This window comes from Streptomyces sp. NPDC050528 (genome assembly GCF_044457795.1).
GTDB lineage: Bacteria > Actinomycetota > Actinomycetes > Streptomycetales > Streptomycetaceae > Streptomyces.
The window spans coordinates 70,571-86,388 of sequence record NZ_JBITHH010000017.1; the positions used below are offsets into that span (position 1 = coordinate 70,571).

Sequence of the window (15,818 nt, forward strand, 5' to 3'; positions counted from 1 at the left end):
CAGGGCGGGCTAGTCAAGGCGGGCCGGGCTTCCACGGCCACGGCGGGCCGGGTTTCCATGGTCATCGCGGGTCCGGCTCCACGGTCTTCGTGGGCCGGGTTCCCAGGTCGCGGCGGGCCGATTTTCGACGCCCGGGTCCGGCGAAGCCCCGTTGGTCCTCAGCGACCCTCCGCCGGCCACCCCGTGGCGCGGAACACGGCGACGGGGTCCAGATAGTCACGCCAGTGCGTCACCTTCCGGTCCTTGAGGGTGAGCACGGAGACGAAGTGGTTGTCGTAGGCCCGCCCGGTGCGGACGGCCCGTCCGTGCACCGCGTACTCAAGGACGACCACGGACGTCTCGGGGTCCCGGTGGACGGCCAGTCGGTCCGCGCTGTGCAGCAGCATGACGTCGCCGTAGCCGCGATACAGGTCCGCCACCGCCCCGCGTCCCTCGACCCGGCGCGGGTAGCCGGGCACGGAGACGACGTACTCGACGACCACGTCCTCGGCCAGAAGATCGAAGAAATCATCGCCGTCGACGAGCCCCGCGAGCCCTTCCTGGACGATCCGGAAGAAAGGGTCGAGCGCGGCAAACTCGCCCATATTCTCGGTCACTTCACCTCTGTTCTCGGTCACTTCACCTCCACCGGGGACGCCCAGGCGCCCGCGTTGCGCCGGGCGAAGTCGGCGAAGGCGGTCGGCGCCCGGCCGGTGACCTTCTCGATGTCGTCGTTGGGCGTGGAACCGTTCCCGGAGATGATCGCTCCGGTCAGCCAGCCCAGCATCACCGCGTAGTCGGCGGGCACGACCCCGGCCGCGAGCGCACCCCCGATCCACACCTCGGGATCGATGTCCTGATGCCGGACCGGTCGGCCGGTCACCGCGGTGATGGTGTCCGCGACCTCGGCGACCGTGAGAGCCTGCGGCCCGGTCGGCTCGTACCGCGCCCCGTCATGGCCCTCGGGGTCGAGCAGTGTCTCCACCGCGACGGCGGCGATGTCCCCCGCGTCGACGAAGGCCTCCGTACGGCCGCCGGTCGGCACCGTGATCACTCCGTCGACGACCGGCAGGTGCGCGTCGGCGAAGTTCTGCATCACCCACGCGGGGCGCAGGATCGCGTGCGTGAGGGTCTTCCGGGCGGTCAGTTCGTTCTCTACGGCGCTGATGTCGACGTCCGGGGGCGCCAGTTGGGCCCCGTAGGCGCTCAGGTAGGTGACGTGACGTACCCCCGAGGCCACGGCGAGGTCGAGGAAGGCGGCGACCTGGTCGGCGTAGGAGATCCGCAGGACGGGGGTGACGAGGTAGAGGCGGTCGGCGCCGGCGAGGGCGGCCGGGTGGGTGGTCGGGTCGTCCCAGTCGAAGGGGACGTCGGCGCCGTGGCGGGCGGCGGTGCGGGCGGGCAGGCCCCGTTCGGCGAGCCGCCGCGCGACGAGTGAGCCGGTGCGGCCGGTGCCGCCGAGGACGAGAGCGGTCTGCGGTGATCCAGTCATGGCTCCATCGTGGGAGCGGGGCGTGAGCGGATCAATGCGTGATGGGCTCGATTCATTGCGTCAGACGCTCGAAGGTGCTCTCGACCGGGCCGTCCGACGGATACTGATCGGGTGGACATACTGCACGATCGCCTCGCGCGGGCCCGCGCCTCCGGTGCCGTTTTCGCGCGGACGGTGGCCGAGCCGCCGTGGGGACTGCGGCTGGCCGGGTCGATCCAACTGGCCGTGCACACGGTCGTACGGGGGCGGGGCTGGCTGTGGCTGGACGACTCCGGCGACGCTGTGGAACTCGTACCCGGTGAGGTGACGCTCGTGCGCGGTGGCCCCGATCACCACATCGGGCACGAGCCGGGCGCGGAGTGTCTGGAGCCGGAGGAGTTCCGCAACCGGTATGCGCGGGACGGGAGTTCGGAGGACCCGCGGGCGACGGTGTTCCTCTGCGGGGCCTATCGCTTCTCGGGTGACATCGGGGCCGGGCTGCTGGAGGCGCTGCCGCAGGTGCTGACGTTGTCGGCGGCGGTGGGGGATCCGTTGCGGGACGTGATCGGGCTGCTGTCCCACGAGTTGGCGACACCGGCACCGGGCGAACCGGGCGGCCCCACCGTGCTGGACCGGCTCCTCGACATCCTCCTGGTCCTCGCCCTGCGCACCGACTTCCGATGCAACCCCAACGCGCCCCGCTGGTACCGGGCTTGTGCGGACCCTCGCCTGAACGCGGCCCTCCAGGCCATCCACGAAAACGCCGCCCACCCCTGGACGGTCCCCGAACTCGCCGCGATCAGCGGCCTGTCGAGGGCGGCCTTCGCCCGCACCTTCCGCGAAGCCCTCGGCCAGACCCCGATCCAATACCTGACCGACTGGCGCATGGCCCTCGCCCGCGACCACCTCCGCACCGGCGACCTCACCCTCACAGCGATCTCCCGCGCGGTCGGCTACACGTCGCCGTACGCCTTCGCGGCGGCCTTCACCCGCAACCACGGCCTGCCACCGGGTAGTTGGCGGCAGCGGGAGTCGGGCGGTGCCAACGACCTCAATCCGCACGCCCATTGACACCTCCAGGGGGTCCCGTCCAGTCATGGTCACCCACCGCCAAGACCACACCGCCCACTGGATCCGTTACTTCGCCGACCGGGGTCACCAGGACGTCCGGCCCCTAGCCGCGGGGGTCGAAGGTGCCGTCTACCGGCTCGGTGACGGGATCGTCGGGAAGGTGTGGAGTGGGCGGCGGCCGGGTGGGGTGGGGCATATGCGGCGGGTGTACGAGGACATCGCGCGGGAGGCGGAGTCGTTGCTGTTCGCGACGCCGGAGATTCTCGGGGTGGAGGAGTACGAGGGCGTACTGGTCACCTATGAACGGGAGTTGGGCGGTGTTCCGCTGCGCGCCGACTCGGCGGTCGTGGCGCCGGGGGCGGAGTTGGGCGCGCGGGAGACCGGTGCCCTGGTGACGGTGTTGCGCGGGTTGGCCGGTGTGCCCGGTACCGGGGCCATGCGGCGGCTCACCGTGCAGGGGGATGATCGGCCCCTGTGGGAGGGGCACGCCCGTTTTCCCGACGCGCTCGCCGACCTCGTGCTGCGTGCCGTTCGGCGTCGGGGTGGGCTGCTTGCCGCTCGGGTGCCCGACCTCGCGGGTGTCGTGCGGCGGACGGTGGACTCCCTGCGGGCGCTTCCGGACGGTGGGCCGGTCAGTGTCGTGCACGGGGACCTCGTGCCGCCCAACATTCATGTCGACGAGACCGGTGTGCCCACCGCCGTACTCGACTTCGGGTTCTTCACCACCGCCGGCGATCCGGCCTTCGAGGCGGCCGTGGCAGCCGCCGTATGGGACATGTACGGGCCGTACGCGGAGCGGCACACCGTCGCGCTGACGCGGTTGTTCGCCGAGGAGTTCCGGTACGCGCCCGACACGCTCGTCCTCTATCAGCGTGCGTATGCGCTGGCGACCTACGACCTGTTCGTCTCGGGGACGGACGGCGGGGACGGGCATTTCCGTTGGTGCGTCGGGCTGTTGGGGCGTGGGCCGCTTACGCCGCCGCGCTGAACGCCGGGGAGACGGGCGTCGGGAGTGCCGGGATCGCGATGGCCGTGGTGCGGGTGCCGTGGTCGGCGAAGACGAACAGGCGGAGGACCAGGAAGCGGCCGATGCCGGCGAGGGCGGAGGCGCTGAGGTAGACGAGCTGTTCGGTGAGCATGCCCGGGCTGGGCTGGACCGTGTGGAGGATCAGGACCGCCGCGGACGTCGCCGCGTAGGCCGCCGTGGCCGAGCCCGCCGACTGCCAGTGCTCGCGCCAGCCGGGGCGGCGGCCGGTGCCGAAGGTGAACAGGGCGTGCAACTCCGTGCAGAGGACGGTCGAGGCGACCGTGATCAGCGCGTTCGCCGCCGCCCACGGCATCAGCGCGGCGAGCAGCGGTACCGCGAGGCTGGACAGGACCCCGATACCGCCACCGCACGCCACGAACCTCACGAAGGATGCGAACGGGCCGGGCTTCATGGGATGTCCTTCCGTACGGCGGCTGTTGGGCCTGCGCCGACCCTCTTGACCGGCTGAGGTCAACGATGCCGTCGTACGGTTCCGGGCACGATGAAGCGGTCTCCCGAACCGGTGGTGTAGCGGGCTGTACCAACGGGGTCGGGTTTACCCCCGTCCCGCTTTACCGCCCGTCCCGCGCCCGGAGTTCCTCGATGTAGTCCTGCGTCAGCGCCGACGCACGCGTGAACCAGTCGGCCAGTACGGCGACCTCGGCGGGGGAGTAGTCGGCGTAGAGGGCGTTGAGGCGGTCGTAGTACGGGCCGTACAGGGCGACGACCCGGGTCACCGCGTCCGGTACCGAGGCCACGCGGACGCGGCGGCGGTCGGTCGGGTCGGGGACGCGGGTGATGAAGCCGGCGCGCTCCAGACGGTTGAGGATGCCGGTCACCGCGCCCGTCGTGACGTGGGCGTGTTCGGCGAGGTCGCCCGCGGTGAGGAGGTTCTCGCCGGCCTTGAGAACACAGCCGAAACAGAGCAGATCGGTGACGTTCAGACCCAGCCGCTCGGCCATCTCGTGCTGGCCGAGCTGGGCGTTGGCGATGAGGGAGTCCATCGCGTCCAGCGCCTGGGCCGGGGTGGCGGTGGGGCGAGGCTTGGCTTGCATTGTTATTGCCTTAGCTTGTGAGAGGTTTCTATCCTAAACTTCTTAGGAAGTGAGAGACCTGCTGTCCGTCCGGGCTTCGAGTCCATCTGGGCTTCGAGTCCGTCCGGGCTTCGAACTGGCTTCGAGGGAGGCCGCACATGAGCGCACATCAGTATGACGAGGGGCATACGGTCGCGGGCTGGACCGGATTCGGGATCGCGACCGTCGGGTCGACCGTCGCGGGGGTGGGGGTGTGCACGGTGTCGGCCCTGCTGATCGGGGGCGGGCTGGGGATCGTCGCGGTGAGCGTCCTGGTCACCTGGGCACTCCATCTCACCGGCTGGGGCAAGCCGCCCGGGCGCCGGGACCGGGAGCAGTGGGGGATGCGGGTGCGGGACCCGTCGGCGCGGGCGGGGCATGCCGGGTGTGTCGGGTGCCGGCTGGCGGGGCGGGGTCGGGGGCGGGTGGTGGAGGAATGTGCCGTCGAGGAGCGTGCGGTCGAGGAGCGTGCGGTCGAGGAGGGTGCGGTCGTGTCCCGTGAGTCCGCCCCGGCCGGTGAAACCGCAGGCTGACGCCGTTGTCAGTGGGGCCGTCTAGTCTCGTGAGCGATGGCACAGACATCACGGGCATCACAGACATGGAAGTGCTCGGGGCTGCGGTGGGCGGCGGACGGTCCCGAGCTGAAGTGGGACGGCGGGCGCGGGAGCCCGTTGCCCCGGGGGAAGCGGGTGGCCTTCGAGGTCGCGGAAGGGGGCGGGCGGACATGTGTGGGGGCGCGGGGGAATCCCTGCCCGGTGCGGACGGCCGTGCCGGAGCGGAGCACGGGAGCGCGGTGCGAGGAGTGCGCGCGGCTGGACCGGGCGCACTCGGTGGCCGCCGACACGATCGCGGACGACCCGCGGCCGTACCACGTATATCTGGCCTGGTTCGGCCCCGGCCTGCTCAAAGTCGGCATCACCGCCGAAGAACGCGGCTCCGCCCGGCTCCTTGAACAGGGCGCCGTCTGCTTCACCTGGCTGGGCCTCGGCCCGCTGATGGCGGCGCGGCGCTCGGAGGAGTTGCTGCGGGCCGCCCTCCGGGTGCCGGACCGGATTCCCTACGGCGAGAAGCGCGCCGTCCGTTCCGTGTTGCCGGGGTCGGCGGCGGAGCGGGCGGCCGAGATCGCCGACCTGCACGCCCGCGCGGTCGCGCTGCGCGAATGGCCGGAGTCGCTCCACCGCGAGCCGTATTGCCCTGTGGACCACGTCGAGGTGTTCGGCCTCGCGGGACTGCCTTCCGCTGTGGGTGAGGTGAGTGGGCTCGTCGCGGGCGGGGTGGTGAGCGGGGAGGTCGTAGCGGCGGCGGGACCGGACCTCCACCTCGCGACCGTGCGGGGCGTGATCGTGCTCGACACCCGGCTGATGACGGGGTGGGAGCTGATCCCGGCCGGTTCCTCCGGGGGTGACACGGGTGGATTCACCGTGCCGGTACGGGAGTTCAGGCGGGAGGCGCCGGGGGTGCAGGAGGGGTTGTTCTGAGGGTGGGGGCGCGGTGGTGCGGGTGGAGCGGGGAGCCGGGGGCGGAACAGGGAGTGCGGTTGTGGGCGGGAGTTGAGGGTGGACGAAGGGGTTGCTGGCGGAGCGCGGGGTGGGGGCCGCCGAAGTCGGCGTGGCCGTCGCACCGGGCTGCACTCGCCCCGCCCTGCGCCAGCAACCCCTTCGTCCGCGCCGCACCTGCCCCGCCCTGCGCTGTAACCGAGCCGCGCTACACCTGCCCCGCCCCACCCCACCCCACAAGGGTCAAGACTTGGATCCCCCACGGATCCCTTTCGGTAAGCCGGTGGACTCCGCTCGGGGTCGGGACGGATCGTGGCTGACATGAGCGATCACGGCATTGCACCTGTCCCGGCACCCATACCCGCCCCCGCCCCCACCCCCGTCCCCGCCCACCAACCCCCGTACTACGCCGTCGTCTTCACCTCCCTCCGCACCGATGGCGACAACGGATACGGAGCGACGGCCGACCGGATGGGTGAGTTGGTGAAGGAGATTCCCGGGTTCCTCGGGGAGGACTCCGCCCGGGTGCCGGGTGGGTTGGGGATCACCGTCGCCTACTTCCGGGACCTCGCCGGGATCGAGGCGTGGCGGGCGCACACGGAGCATCGGGCGGCGAAGGAGTATGGGCGGGAGCACTGGTACGAGCGGTACTCGCTGCATATCGCCAGGGTCGAGTACAGCCGGGGATTCGAGCGGGGCGCGGAAGCGGAAGCGAGCGCGCGGGCCGGGGCCATAACCGGCGCCCGCGTCGAAGCCGTAGCGGAAACAGGAGCACAGGTATGACCGAAGCCGCCGAAGTGCGGGCGTTCTGGGGGCGATTGGGCCTCCCCGGGCTCGTCGACGTGCACACGCACTTCATGCCCGAGCGGGTGCTGCGCAAGGTCTGGGACTACTTCGACGCGCTCGGGCCGGCGACCGGTGGACAGCTGGAGTGGCCGATCACCTACCGGCGGGAGGAGGCGGAACGGGTCGCGCTGATAAGGGAGTTCGGAGTACGCGCTTTCACCGCCATGCTCTATCCGCACAAGCCCGGGATGGCCGAGTGGCTGAATGGCTGGGCCGTCGACTTCGCCGCCCGCACCCCCGACTGTCTGCACACCTCGACTCTCTTTCCGGAGCCGGGAGTCGGGGAGTATGTGCGGGCCGCGCTGGACTCCGGGGCGCGGGTGTTCAAGGCGCATGTGCAGGTCGGGGCGTACGATCCGGCCGACGAACTGCTCGACCCGGCTTGGGGGTTGCTCGCCGAGAGCGGGACGCCCGTCGTGATCCACTGCGGATCGGGACCCGCGCCCGGCAAGCACACCGGGCCCGAGCCGATCCGGCGGGTGCTGGCCCGGCACCCCCGGCTGCGGCTGGTGATCGCGCACATGGGGATGCCGGAGTACGAGGACTTCCTGGACCTGGCCGAGCGGTACGGCGAGGTGCGGCTGGACACGACGATGTCGTTCACGGACTTCAGCGAACGCCTCGCGCCCTTCCCGCCCGGTGCGCTCCCCCGGCTGGCCGCCCTCGGCGACCGCGTGCTGCTCGGCAGCGACTTCCCGAACATTCCGTATCCCTACCTTCACCAGCTGTACGCCCTGGAGCGGCTGGACCTCGGGGACGACTGGCTGCGGGCGGTCTGCCACGACAACGGGGCGCGGCTGTTCGCAGCGTGAGGGGAGGCTGAGAGTCCGGCCGGTACGGGTGATGCGAGGAGAACGTGCAGATACCGGGGAGACCGGGGCGGGTATGCGAGGGATGCACGGCTCCATGACCGCTGGATGAGCGTTGAGCAAGCGGTTCCAAGGCGTTCCCTGAGTGGTCCCTGTGAGTTTCTCAGGAAAATCACAGACTCTAGAAAGCGTGCTCTTAGAGGACCCCGACAAGGTGTCCACTATGACCACGACCTCGCCCCAGGGGCGCACCGAACTGCTGAGGCCGGACGGGAGCCCCGTCCGAGTGCTTGTGGTGGACGACGAGCTGTCGATCACCGAGCTGCTGTCCATGGCCCTCCGATACGAGGGCTGGCAGATCAGAAGCGCGGGTGACGGGACCGGCGCGATCCAGACCGCGCGCGAGTTCCGGCCCGACGCAGTCGTCCTCGACATGATGCTGCCGGACATGGACGGCCTCACCGTTCTCGGACGCATGCGCCGCGAGCTGCCGGACGTCCCGGTGCTGTTCCTGACGGCGAAGGACGCCGTCGAGGACCGTATCGCCGGGCTCACCGCCGGCGGCGACGACTACGTCACCAAGCCCTTCAGCCTCGAAGAGGTCGTCGCCCGGCTGCGCGGACTGATCCGCCGCTCCGGTGCCGCCGACCGCCGTTCGGACTCCGTGCTCGTCGTCGGTGACCTCACCCTCGACGAGGACAGCCACGAGGTGTCGCGGGCCGGCGAGGGCATCCACCTCACCGCGACCGAGTTCGAACTGCTGCGCTTCCTCATGCGTAATCCCCGGCGTGTACTCAGCAAGGCGCAGATCCTCGACCGCGTGTGGTCGTACGACTTCGGTGGGCAGGCCAATGTGGTCGAGCTCTACATCTCGTACCTCCGGCGCAAGATCGACGCCGGTCGTGAGCCGATGATCCACACCCGGCGTGGGGCCGGTTACCTGATCAAGCCCGCGGCGTCATGAGCGGGCGACGACGGCCGCGTGCGCAGAAGAAACGAGCGGGTAAGCCGCGCACCCTGCGGACCCGGCTCGTCGTCGCGTCCGTGACGCTGATCGCGGTGGTGTGCGCGGTGATCGGGACCGTGACGACACTGGCGCTGCGCTCCCATCTGTACGACCAGCTCGACGACCGGCTCGGCGAGGTGTCGGCCCGTGCCTCGGGTGGCTTCGGGCCGCCCGGTGAGGGCAAGGACGATGCCCCGCCCGACCAGCAGAGCAAGACGGCTCAGCAGAGCAAGGCGGCCCAGCAGAAGGGCAAGCCCGTCGTCCTCGCCGACTTCGTCGCCCGCGGGCCGCAGCCGGAAGGCACCGTCATCGCGAGCGTCACGAACGGTTCCATCACCGACGGCAAGGTCGGCGAGAAGAAGAAGGACAGCAGCAGCGGCGTCTTCAACATGACCCCCGTGGCGCTCACCAGCGCGCAGAAGAGCGCGCTCAACGAGGTCACGCAGGACACCCATGCGCACACCGTGGAGCTCCCCGGGCTGGGTGACTACCGCGTCAAGTACGTCAGCGGTATCAACGGCAGCTACTACGTCGCCATCCCCACCTCGGACACCGAGAGCACCATCAACACGCTGATCCTCGTCGAGGTGAGCGTCACCGCCGCCGGCCTCGTGGCCGCCGCCATCGCCGGCTACGTCCTCGTCGGCGTCGCCACCCGCCCCCTCCGCCGCGTCGCCGCCACGGCCACCCGCGTCTCCGAACTCCCGCTCCACACCGGCGAAGTCACCCTCAACGAACGCGTCCCCGAGTCCGAGACCGACCCGCACACCGAGGTCGGCCAGGTCGGCGCCGCGCTCAACCGGATGCTCGACCACGTCCACGGCGCCCTGCACGCCAGACAGCAGAGCGAGATGCGGGTACGGCAGTTCGTGGCCGACGCCAGTCATGAGCTGCGTACGCCACTCGCGTCGATCCGCGGTTACGCCGAACTGACGCGCCGCGGGCGCGAACAGACCGGCCCCGACACCAAGCACGCCCTCGGCCGCATCGAGTCCGAAGCGGGCCGTATGACCCTCCTCGTGGAGGATCTGCTGCTCCTCGCCCGGCTCGACGCGGGCAGACCGCTGCAGTTCGACCAGACCGACCTCATCCCGCTCGTCGTGGACACCATCAGCGACTCGCGCGCGGCCGGCATGGACCACAACTGGCGGCTCGACCTGCCCGACGAACCGGCCCTCGTGTCGGCGGACGCGGCCCGTATCCAGCAGGTGCTCATCAACCTGCTGGGCAACGCCCGCAAGCACACCCCGCCCGGTACGACGATCACCGCCCGCGTACAGCGGCGCGGGCCGTGGATGTGCGTGGACGTCGAGGACAACGGCCAGGGCATCCCGCCCGATTTGCTGCCGCATGTCTTCGAGCGGTTCGCGCGCGGCGACTCGGCGCGCTCCCGCTCCACGGGATCGACCGGACTGGGTCTCGCCATCGTGCAGGCGGTCGCGACCGCACACGGTGGCGCGGTCACCGTGGACAGCGTTCCCGGACGCACGGTGTTCACCGTGCATCTGCCCGCGCTCGCACCGGCTGTGCCCACGCCCGCCCCCGAAACGAATTGGCAATCGCACTCACAGGCACAGCACAGTGCCACCACATGGGTGCAACAGGGCGCTTGAGGAGAGTCGGTTCCATGCGAACCGACACTTCTCCCGGCACCCTGCCGGCGCGGGAGCACCTCCCGGCCGGAGACGCCGGTACGCCTGTCCTGGACGTAGTGATCCCCGTCTACAACGAGGAGAAGGACCTCCAGCCATGTGTGCTCAGACTGCACGAGCACCTCAAGCGCACGTTCCCGTACGCGTTCCGCATCACCATCGCGGACAACGCGTCGATCGACACCACCCCCCAGGTGGCAGCGCGGCTGGAGTCGGAGATCCCGGAGGTCAAATCCTTCCGGCTGGAGCAGAAGGGGCGCGGTCGAGCACTGCGCACCGTCTGGTCCGCCTCGGACGCCCCGATCCTCGCCTACATGGACGTCGACCTCTCCACCGACCTCAACGCGCTGCTCCCCCTGGTGGCGCCGCTGATCTCGGGTCACTCCGACCTGGCGATCGGATCCCGGCTGGCCCGCTCGTCGCGTGTCGTGCGTGGCGCCAAGCGCGAGTTCATCAGCCGGACCTACAACCTGATCCTGCGCGGCTCGCTCCAGGCCCGCTTCTCGGACGCCCAGTGCGGATTCAAGGCGATCCGGCGTGATGTGGCCCAGGCGCTGCTGCCGCTCGTCGAGGACACCGGCTGGTTCTTCGACACCGAGATGCTGGTGCTGGCCGAGCGGGCCGGACTCCGTATCCACGAGGTGCCGGTCGACTGGGTCGACGACCCGAACTCGACCGTCCACATCGTCAAGACGGCGACCGAGGACCTGAAGGGAGTGTGGCGCGTGGGCAAGGCCCTGGCCTCCGGTTCGCTGCCGCTCGACCGCGTCACGCGGCCCTTCGGCGACGACCCGCGCGACCGCGACATCCAGGACGTGCCCAAGGGGCTGGCCCGCCAGCTCGTCGGGTTCTGCGTGGTCGGCGGTCTCTCCACCCTCTTCTACCTGGTCCTCTACAGCCTCTTCCGGCAGTTCGGCGGCTCCCAGGTCGCCAACGCGCTGGCGCTGCTGGTCTCGGCGGTCGCCAACACCGCCGCCAACCGCAGACTGACCTTCGGGGTCCGCGGCCGGGGCGGCGCCGTCCGCCACCAGGCGCAGGGCCTCGTGGTCTTCGCCATCGGCCTCGCGCTGACCAGTGGTTCGCTCGCCGCCCTCAACGCGGCCAGCAGCAACCCGGCGCACTCCACCGAACTCGCGGTCCTGGTGGCCGCCAACCTCGCGGCGACCGTCCTGCGCTTCCTCCTCTTCCGCGCCTGGGTCTTCCCGGACCGCGGCGACAGCACCGAGGACTCGACGCTCGCAGCCATCAACTCCCCTTCGTCGCCCACTTATTCGACGGCGACGCAGCACCCGCAGAACCCGCAGTACCCCGGTTCCTACGCCGCCCCGCTGCCCCAGCGTCAGCCGCAGCAGGACGCGTACGACACCACCCCGCACAGCACCACCACCCAGTTCCGCGCCGGTGAAGCCGCGGACGGCACCTGGAGGGACGCGACGATGCAGTTGCAGCCGGTGCGTCCCCACGACACCGATCCGAGGAACTCCCGATGACCACCGACACCGATCAGACGACCTATCCGGGAGGAGGCAGCCCCTCGTCCTGGGGGCCGACTACCGGTGAGAGCGACACCGGCAGAGACACGGCCGTGGCGGAGCCGGGGGCGGGCGCGCACACGCCCGCCCCCGGGGCGGGTGAGCCCAAGCAGCCGCTCGGGCGCCGCCTGTGGCGCGGCCGGCCCGAGGACCCGCGCTGGGTGCGCCCCGCGTTCTGGGGCATGCTGCTGGCGACGGGCCTGCTCTACCTCTACAACCTGAGCGCGTCCGGCTACTCCAACTCCTTCTACTCGGCGGCGGTTCAGGCCGGCAGCAAGAGCTGGAAGGCGTTCCTGTTCGGCTCGCTCGACGCTGGCAACGCGATCACCGTGGACAAGCCCTCGGCCTTCATGTGGCCGATGGAGATCTCGGTCCGCATCTTCGGCCTCAACTCCTGGGCGATCCTGGTCCCCGAGGTCCTCATGGGCGTCGGCACGGTCGCGGTCGTCTACGCGGCCGTACGGCGTCGGCACAGCCCCGAGGCCGGTCTGATCGCGGGCGCCGTGCTGGCGCTCACCCCGGTCGCCGCGCTGATGTTCCGCTTCAACAACCCTGACGCCGCACTGGCGTTGCTGATGTCGGTGGCGTGCTACCTCGTCGTCCGGGCCCTGGAGGACGGCCGTACGAAGTGGCTGGTGTGGGCCGGTGTCGCGATCGGCTTCGCGTTCCTCGCGAAGACCCTGCAGGCCTTCCTGATCCTGCCGCCGCTCGCGATCGTCTACGCGGTCTGCGCACCGGTGAGCGTGAAGAAGAGGTTCGCCCAACTGGGCCTGGCCACCGGCGCGTTGGTCGTCGCGGCCGGCTGGTGGGTCGCGATCGTCGAACTGTGGCCGGCGTCCTCCCGCCCGTACATCGGCGGTTCGCAGGACAACAGCTTCCTCGGACTGACCTTCGGCTACAACGGCTTCGGCCGCCTCAGCGGCGACGAGACCGGCAGCGTGGGCGGCGGAGGCGGCGGCACCGGCACGGGCATGTGGGGTGCCACCGGCTGGAACCGCATGTTCAACGACGAGATCGGCAGCCAGATCTCTTGGCTGCTGCCCGCCGCGCTGATCCTCCTCGTCGCGGCCCTGGTGGCCACGCGCAAGCTGGGCCGCACGTCGGTCAGGCGCAGTTCGATGCTCGTGTGGGGCGGCTCGCTGGTGACGACACTGCTCGTCTTCAGCTACATGGCGGGCATCTTCCACCAGTACTACACGATCGCGCTGGCCCCCTACATCGCGGCCGTGATCGGCATCGGCGCGGGCTCCCTCTGGGAGAAGCGCGGCGAGATCTGGGCGTCAATCACCCTCGCGGCAGCGGTAGTTGCGGCCGGCGTATGGGGCTACGTCCTCCTCAACCGCACCCCCGACTACCTGCCCTGGCTGAAGTGGCTGGTCCTCATCGGCTCCCTCGCGGGCGCGCTCGGCCTGATCTTCGTGGCGAAGATCGGCCGCCAACTCGCCCTCGCGGCAGTCGGCTTGAGCATCGTGGCGGGCATGGCGGGCCCCACGGCGTACACGCTCTCCACGGTCAACTCGGCCCACACCGGCTCCATCCCGACGGCCGGTCCGGCCGGCGCGAGCATGATGGGCGGCGGTCCGGGCGGCGGCGGTGGCCGAGGCGGCTTCGGCGGCGGCAACCGCACCGGCGGCACGGGCACCATGCCCGGCCAGCAGGGCGGCGGTGGCACCACCCAGAACCAGGGCGGCGGCTTCCCCGGCGGCGGCACGGGCACGATGCCCGGCGGCGGCACGGGTACGGCGCCCGGCGGCGGCACCGGCACCACCCCCGGTGGCGGCACGCAGAACCAGGGCGGCGGCTTCGGCGGCCAGATGGGCGGCGACGGCGGCATGGGCGGCGGCGGTGGCGTCGGCGGCCTGCTCAACGGCGCGACGGTCACCTCGGCGGCCAAGAAGCTCCTCCAGACGGACGCCAGCAAGTACACCTGGGTCGCCGCGTCCATCGGCTCCCAGAACGCCGCGAGCTACCAACTCGCCACCGGCGACCCGGTGATGGCGATCGGCGGCTTCAACGGCACCGACCCGTCGCCGACGCTGGCCCAGTTCAAGAAGTATGTGGCGGACGGCAAGATCCACTACTTCATCTCGGGCGGCACGGGCATGGGCGGCAGCAGCACGGGCAGCTCCTCGCAGATCTCCTCGTGGGTCGAGAAGAACTACAAGAAGGTGACGGTCGGTTCGGCCACCTTCTACGACCTGACGCAGAAGACGAGCAGCTGACGGTTCCCTGCTGAGCAGCGGTTGAACAGAGGCGGTGGCCCGCAACAGGGTCACCGCCTCTCTTCGTATCTCCGTTGTACGCCGTACAGGAACTGTTCTACGGTGTACAACATGCCGAATTCCCCAGGCCCCCACCCCCTCCAGGGCCACCCCAAGCGCTGGATCGTCCTCGGAGTCATCTGCCTCGCGCAGCTCACCGTGCTGCTCGACAACACCGTGCTGAACGTCGCGATCCCCTCGCTCACCCGCGAACTCGACGCGAGCACCGCGGACATCCAGTGGATGATCAACGCGTACTCGCTGGTGCAGTCGGGGTTGCTCCTGACGGCGGGCAGCGCGGCCGACCGCTACGGCCGCAAGAAGATGCTGATCGCGGGGTTGGTGCTGTTCGGCGTGGGCTCGCTGGTGGCCGGACTCGCCCAGTCCACAGGGCAGTTGATCGTCGCGAGGGCCGGAATGGGCGTGGGCGGCGCACTGCTCATCACGACCACCCTCGCCGTGGTGATGCAGATCTTCACGGTCGACGAACAGCCACGGGCGATCGGCATCTGGGCGGCGGTCAACGCACTCGGCTTCGCGACGGGCCCGCTCCTCGGCGGCTTCATGCTGAACCACTTCTGGTGGGGCGCGATCTTCCTGATCAACATCCCTGTCGCGGCGCTGGCGTTGGTAGCGGCGGTGGCACTGGTCCCCGAATCGAAGAACCCCCGAGGCGACCGCCCCGACCTCCTCGGCGCCCTGCTCTCCACGATCGGCATGGCGGCGCTGGTCTACGCGATCATCTCCGGGCCGGCACACGGCTGGACGTCGGGCCGGGTGCTGCTGACGGCGGCGGTGGCGATCACGGTGTTGGGGGCCTTCGCGTACTGGGAGAACCGCGTCCCATACCCGATGCTCGACCTGGACTTCTTCCGCGACCGCCGTTTCACGGGCGCGGTGACGGGCGTGGTCCTGATCACCTTCGGCATGGCCGGCTCGCTCTTCCTCCTCACCCAACACCTCCAATTCGTCCTCGGCTACGGCCCGTTGGAGGCGGGTGTGCGTACGGCGCCGCTCGCTCTGGCGATCGTCGCGCTCAACTTCTCGGGGTTGGCGGCGAAGTGGACGAAGCGGCTGGGGATGCCGGTTTCCATCGGGCTGGGGATGGTGTTGATGTCGGCGGGGTTGGTGTCGATCGCGTCGCTCGCGTCCGGTGGGTATGCGGGGACGTTGGTGGGGTTGCTGCTGATCGGGGCGGGGGCGGCGATCGCCAACCCGGCGATGGCTCACGCGATCATGAGTGCGATTCCTCCGGAGAAGGCGGGGGTCGGTGCGGGCGTCAATGGAACGTTGGGGGAGTTCGGGAACGGGCTGGGGGTCGCGGTGTTGGGGGCGGTGTTGAGTTCTCGGTTCGCGGCGGTGTCCCTGCCGGTCGGCTTGGCGGAGGCTTCTTCCGCCGAGGAGAGGAGGAGGGTGACCGATTCCTTCTCCGCCGGTCTGGAGGTCAGTCAGTTGGTGGGGGCGGTTGCTGTTTTGGCCGGGGGGTTGCTTGCGGCGGCGTTGTTGTGGCGGGCGGAGCGGGCAGACTCGGAGATGGTGGTCGCCTAGGAGCTCGGGTGGTGGGGTGCGTGGGCGGCTGCGGGTGCGTTGTGGCT

15 protein-coding genes are annotated in these 15,818 nt (G+C 70.4%); 11 read left to right on the plus strand and 4 right to left on the minus strand.

The features are described from left to right. Positions 1-158: 158 nt before the first annotated feature. Positions 159-617: a nuclear transport factor 2 family protein gene (locus tag ACIBK4_RS43135; protein ID WP_399004364.1), complete on the minus strand. Its 459-nt coding sequence runs from the start codon at positions 615-617 to the stop codon at positions 159-161. Continuing rightward, positions 614-1,471, minus strand: a complete 858-nt coding sequence (locus tag ACIBK4_RS43140; protein WP_399004366.1) for an NmrA family NAD(P)-binding protein — start codon at positions 1,469-1,471, stop codon at positions 614-616. Before ACIBK4_RS43140 ends, ACIBK4_RS43135 begins: the two co-directional genes overlap by 4 nt. Positions 1,472-1,582: 111 nt before the next feature. Here ACIBK4_RS43140 and ACIBK4_RS43145 point away from each other — a divergent pair, with 111 nt between their 5' ends. Both ACIBK4_RS43145 and ACIBK4_RS43150 read left to right on the plus strand, forming a co-directional pair. Then, positions 1,583-2,521: a cupin domain-containing protein gene (locus ACIBK4_RS43145; protein WP_399004368.1), complete on the plus strand. Its 939-nt coding sequence runs from the start codon at positions 1,583-1,585 to the stop codon at positions 2,519-2,521. Positions 2,522-2,546: 25 nt separating this feature from the next. Continuing rightward, a complete protein-coding gene (locus ACIBK4_RS43150) occupies positions 2,547-3,509 on the plus strand; it encodes a phosphotransferase family protein (RefSeq protein WP_399004370.1) in 963 nt (320 codons plus the stop codon). Here the strand turns inward: ACIBK4_RS43150 and ACIBK4_RS43155 are convergent. Further along, complete coding sequence (locus tag ACIBK4_RS43155) at positions 3,493-3,960, minus strand: GtrA family protein (RefSeq protein WP_399004372.1); 468 nt, start codon at positions 3,958-3,960, stop codon at positions 3,493-3,495. The genes ACIBK4_RS43150 and ACIBK4_RS43155 overlap by 17 nt on opposite strands. 160 nt (positions 3,961-4,120) lie before the next feature. Beyond that, positions 4,121-4,603 (minus strand): MarR family transcriptional regulator, encoded by a 483-nt coding sequence (locus ACIBK4_RS43160; RefSeq protein WP_366435125.1) that lies wholly within the window; start codon positions 4,601-4,603, stop codon positions 4,121-4,123. A 137-nt stretch (positions 4,604-4,740) separates the two neighbouring features. Between ACIBK4_RS43160 and ACIBK4_RS43165 the strand changes: the two genes are divergently transcribed. The 9 genes from ACIBK4_RS43165 (at position 4,741) to ACIBK4_RS43205 (ending at position 15,771) form a co-directional block, all read left to right on the plus strand. Then, complete coding sequence (locus ACIBK4_RS43165) at positions 4,741-5,154, plus strand: HGxxPAAW family protein (protein ID WP_399004375.1); 414 nt, start codon at positions 4,741-4,743, stop codon at positions 5,152-5,154. Between the two features lie 36 nt (positions 5,155-5,190). Next, entirely contained in the window at positions 5,191-6,099 is a 909-nt protein-coding gene (locus ACIBK4_RS43170; protein WP_399004376.1) for a DUF2797 domain-containing protein, read from the plus strand. Positions 6,100-6,438: 339 nt separating this feature from the next. Further along, entirely contained in the window at positions 6,439-6,900 is a 462-nt protein-coding gene (locus tag ACIBK4_RS43175) for an antibiotic biosynthesis monooxygenase family protein (protein WP_399004378.1), read from the plus strand. Then, the gene (locus ACIBK4_RS43180) at positions 6,897-7,775 is read left to right on the plus strand and encodes an amidohydrolase family protein (protein ID WP_399004380.1); all 879 of its coding nucleotides are present in this window, start codon (positions 6,897-6,899) and stop codon (positions 7,773-7,775) included. The genes ACIBK4_RS43175 and ACIBK4_RS43180 overlap by 4 nt, the downstream gene beginning before the upstream one ends. A 220-nt stretch (positions 7,776-7,995) precedes the next feature. Beyond that, complete coding sequence (locus tag ACIBK4_RS43185) at positions 7,996-8,736, plus strand: response regulator transcription factor (protein ID WP_019054929.1); 741 nt, start codon at positions 7,996-7,998, stop codon at positions 8,734-8,736. Beyond that, positions 8,733-10,391 (plus strand): ATP-binding protein, encoded by a 1,659-nt coding sequence (locus tag ACIBK4_RS43190; RefSeq protein ID WP_399004383.1) that lies wholly within the window; start codon positions 8,733-8,735, stop codon positions 10,389-10,391. The genes ACIBK4_RS43185 and ACIBK4_RS43190 overlap by 4 nt, the downstream gene beginning before the upstream one ends. Before the next feature lie 14 nt (positions 10,392-10,405). Further along, positions 10,406-11,920 carry a glycosyltransferase gene (locus ACIBK4_RS43195; RefSeq protein ID WP_399004385.1) on the plus strand — a complete coding sequence of 505 codons (1,515 nt, stop codon included), beginning with the start codon at positions 10,406-10,408 and terminating at the stop codon, positions 11,918-11,920. Further along, complete coding sequence (locus ACIBK4_RS43200) at positions 11,917-14,184, plus strand: ArnT family glycosyltransferase (RefSeq protein ID WP_399004387.1); 2,268 nt, start codon at positions 11,917-11,919, stop codon at positions 14,182-14,184. Before ACIBK4_RS43195 ends, ACIBK4_RS43200 begins: the two co-directional genes overlap by 4 nt. Before the next feature lie 111 nt (positions 14,185-14,295). Further along, on the plus strand, positions 14,296-15,771 hold the full coding sequence (locus ACIBK4_RS43205; protein WP_399004389.1) for an MFS transporter: 1,476 nt from the start codon (positions 14,296-14,298) through the stop codon (positions 15,769-15,771). Positions 15,772-15,818 lie beyond the last annotated feature (47 nt).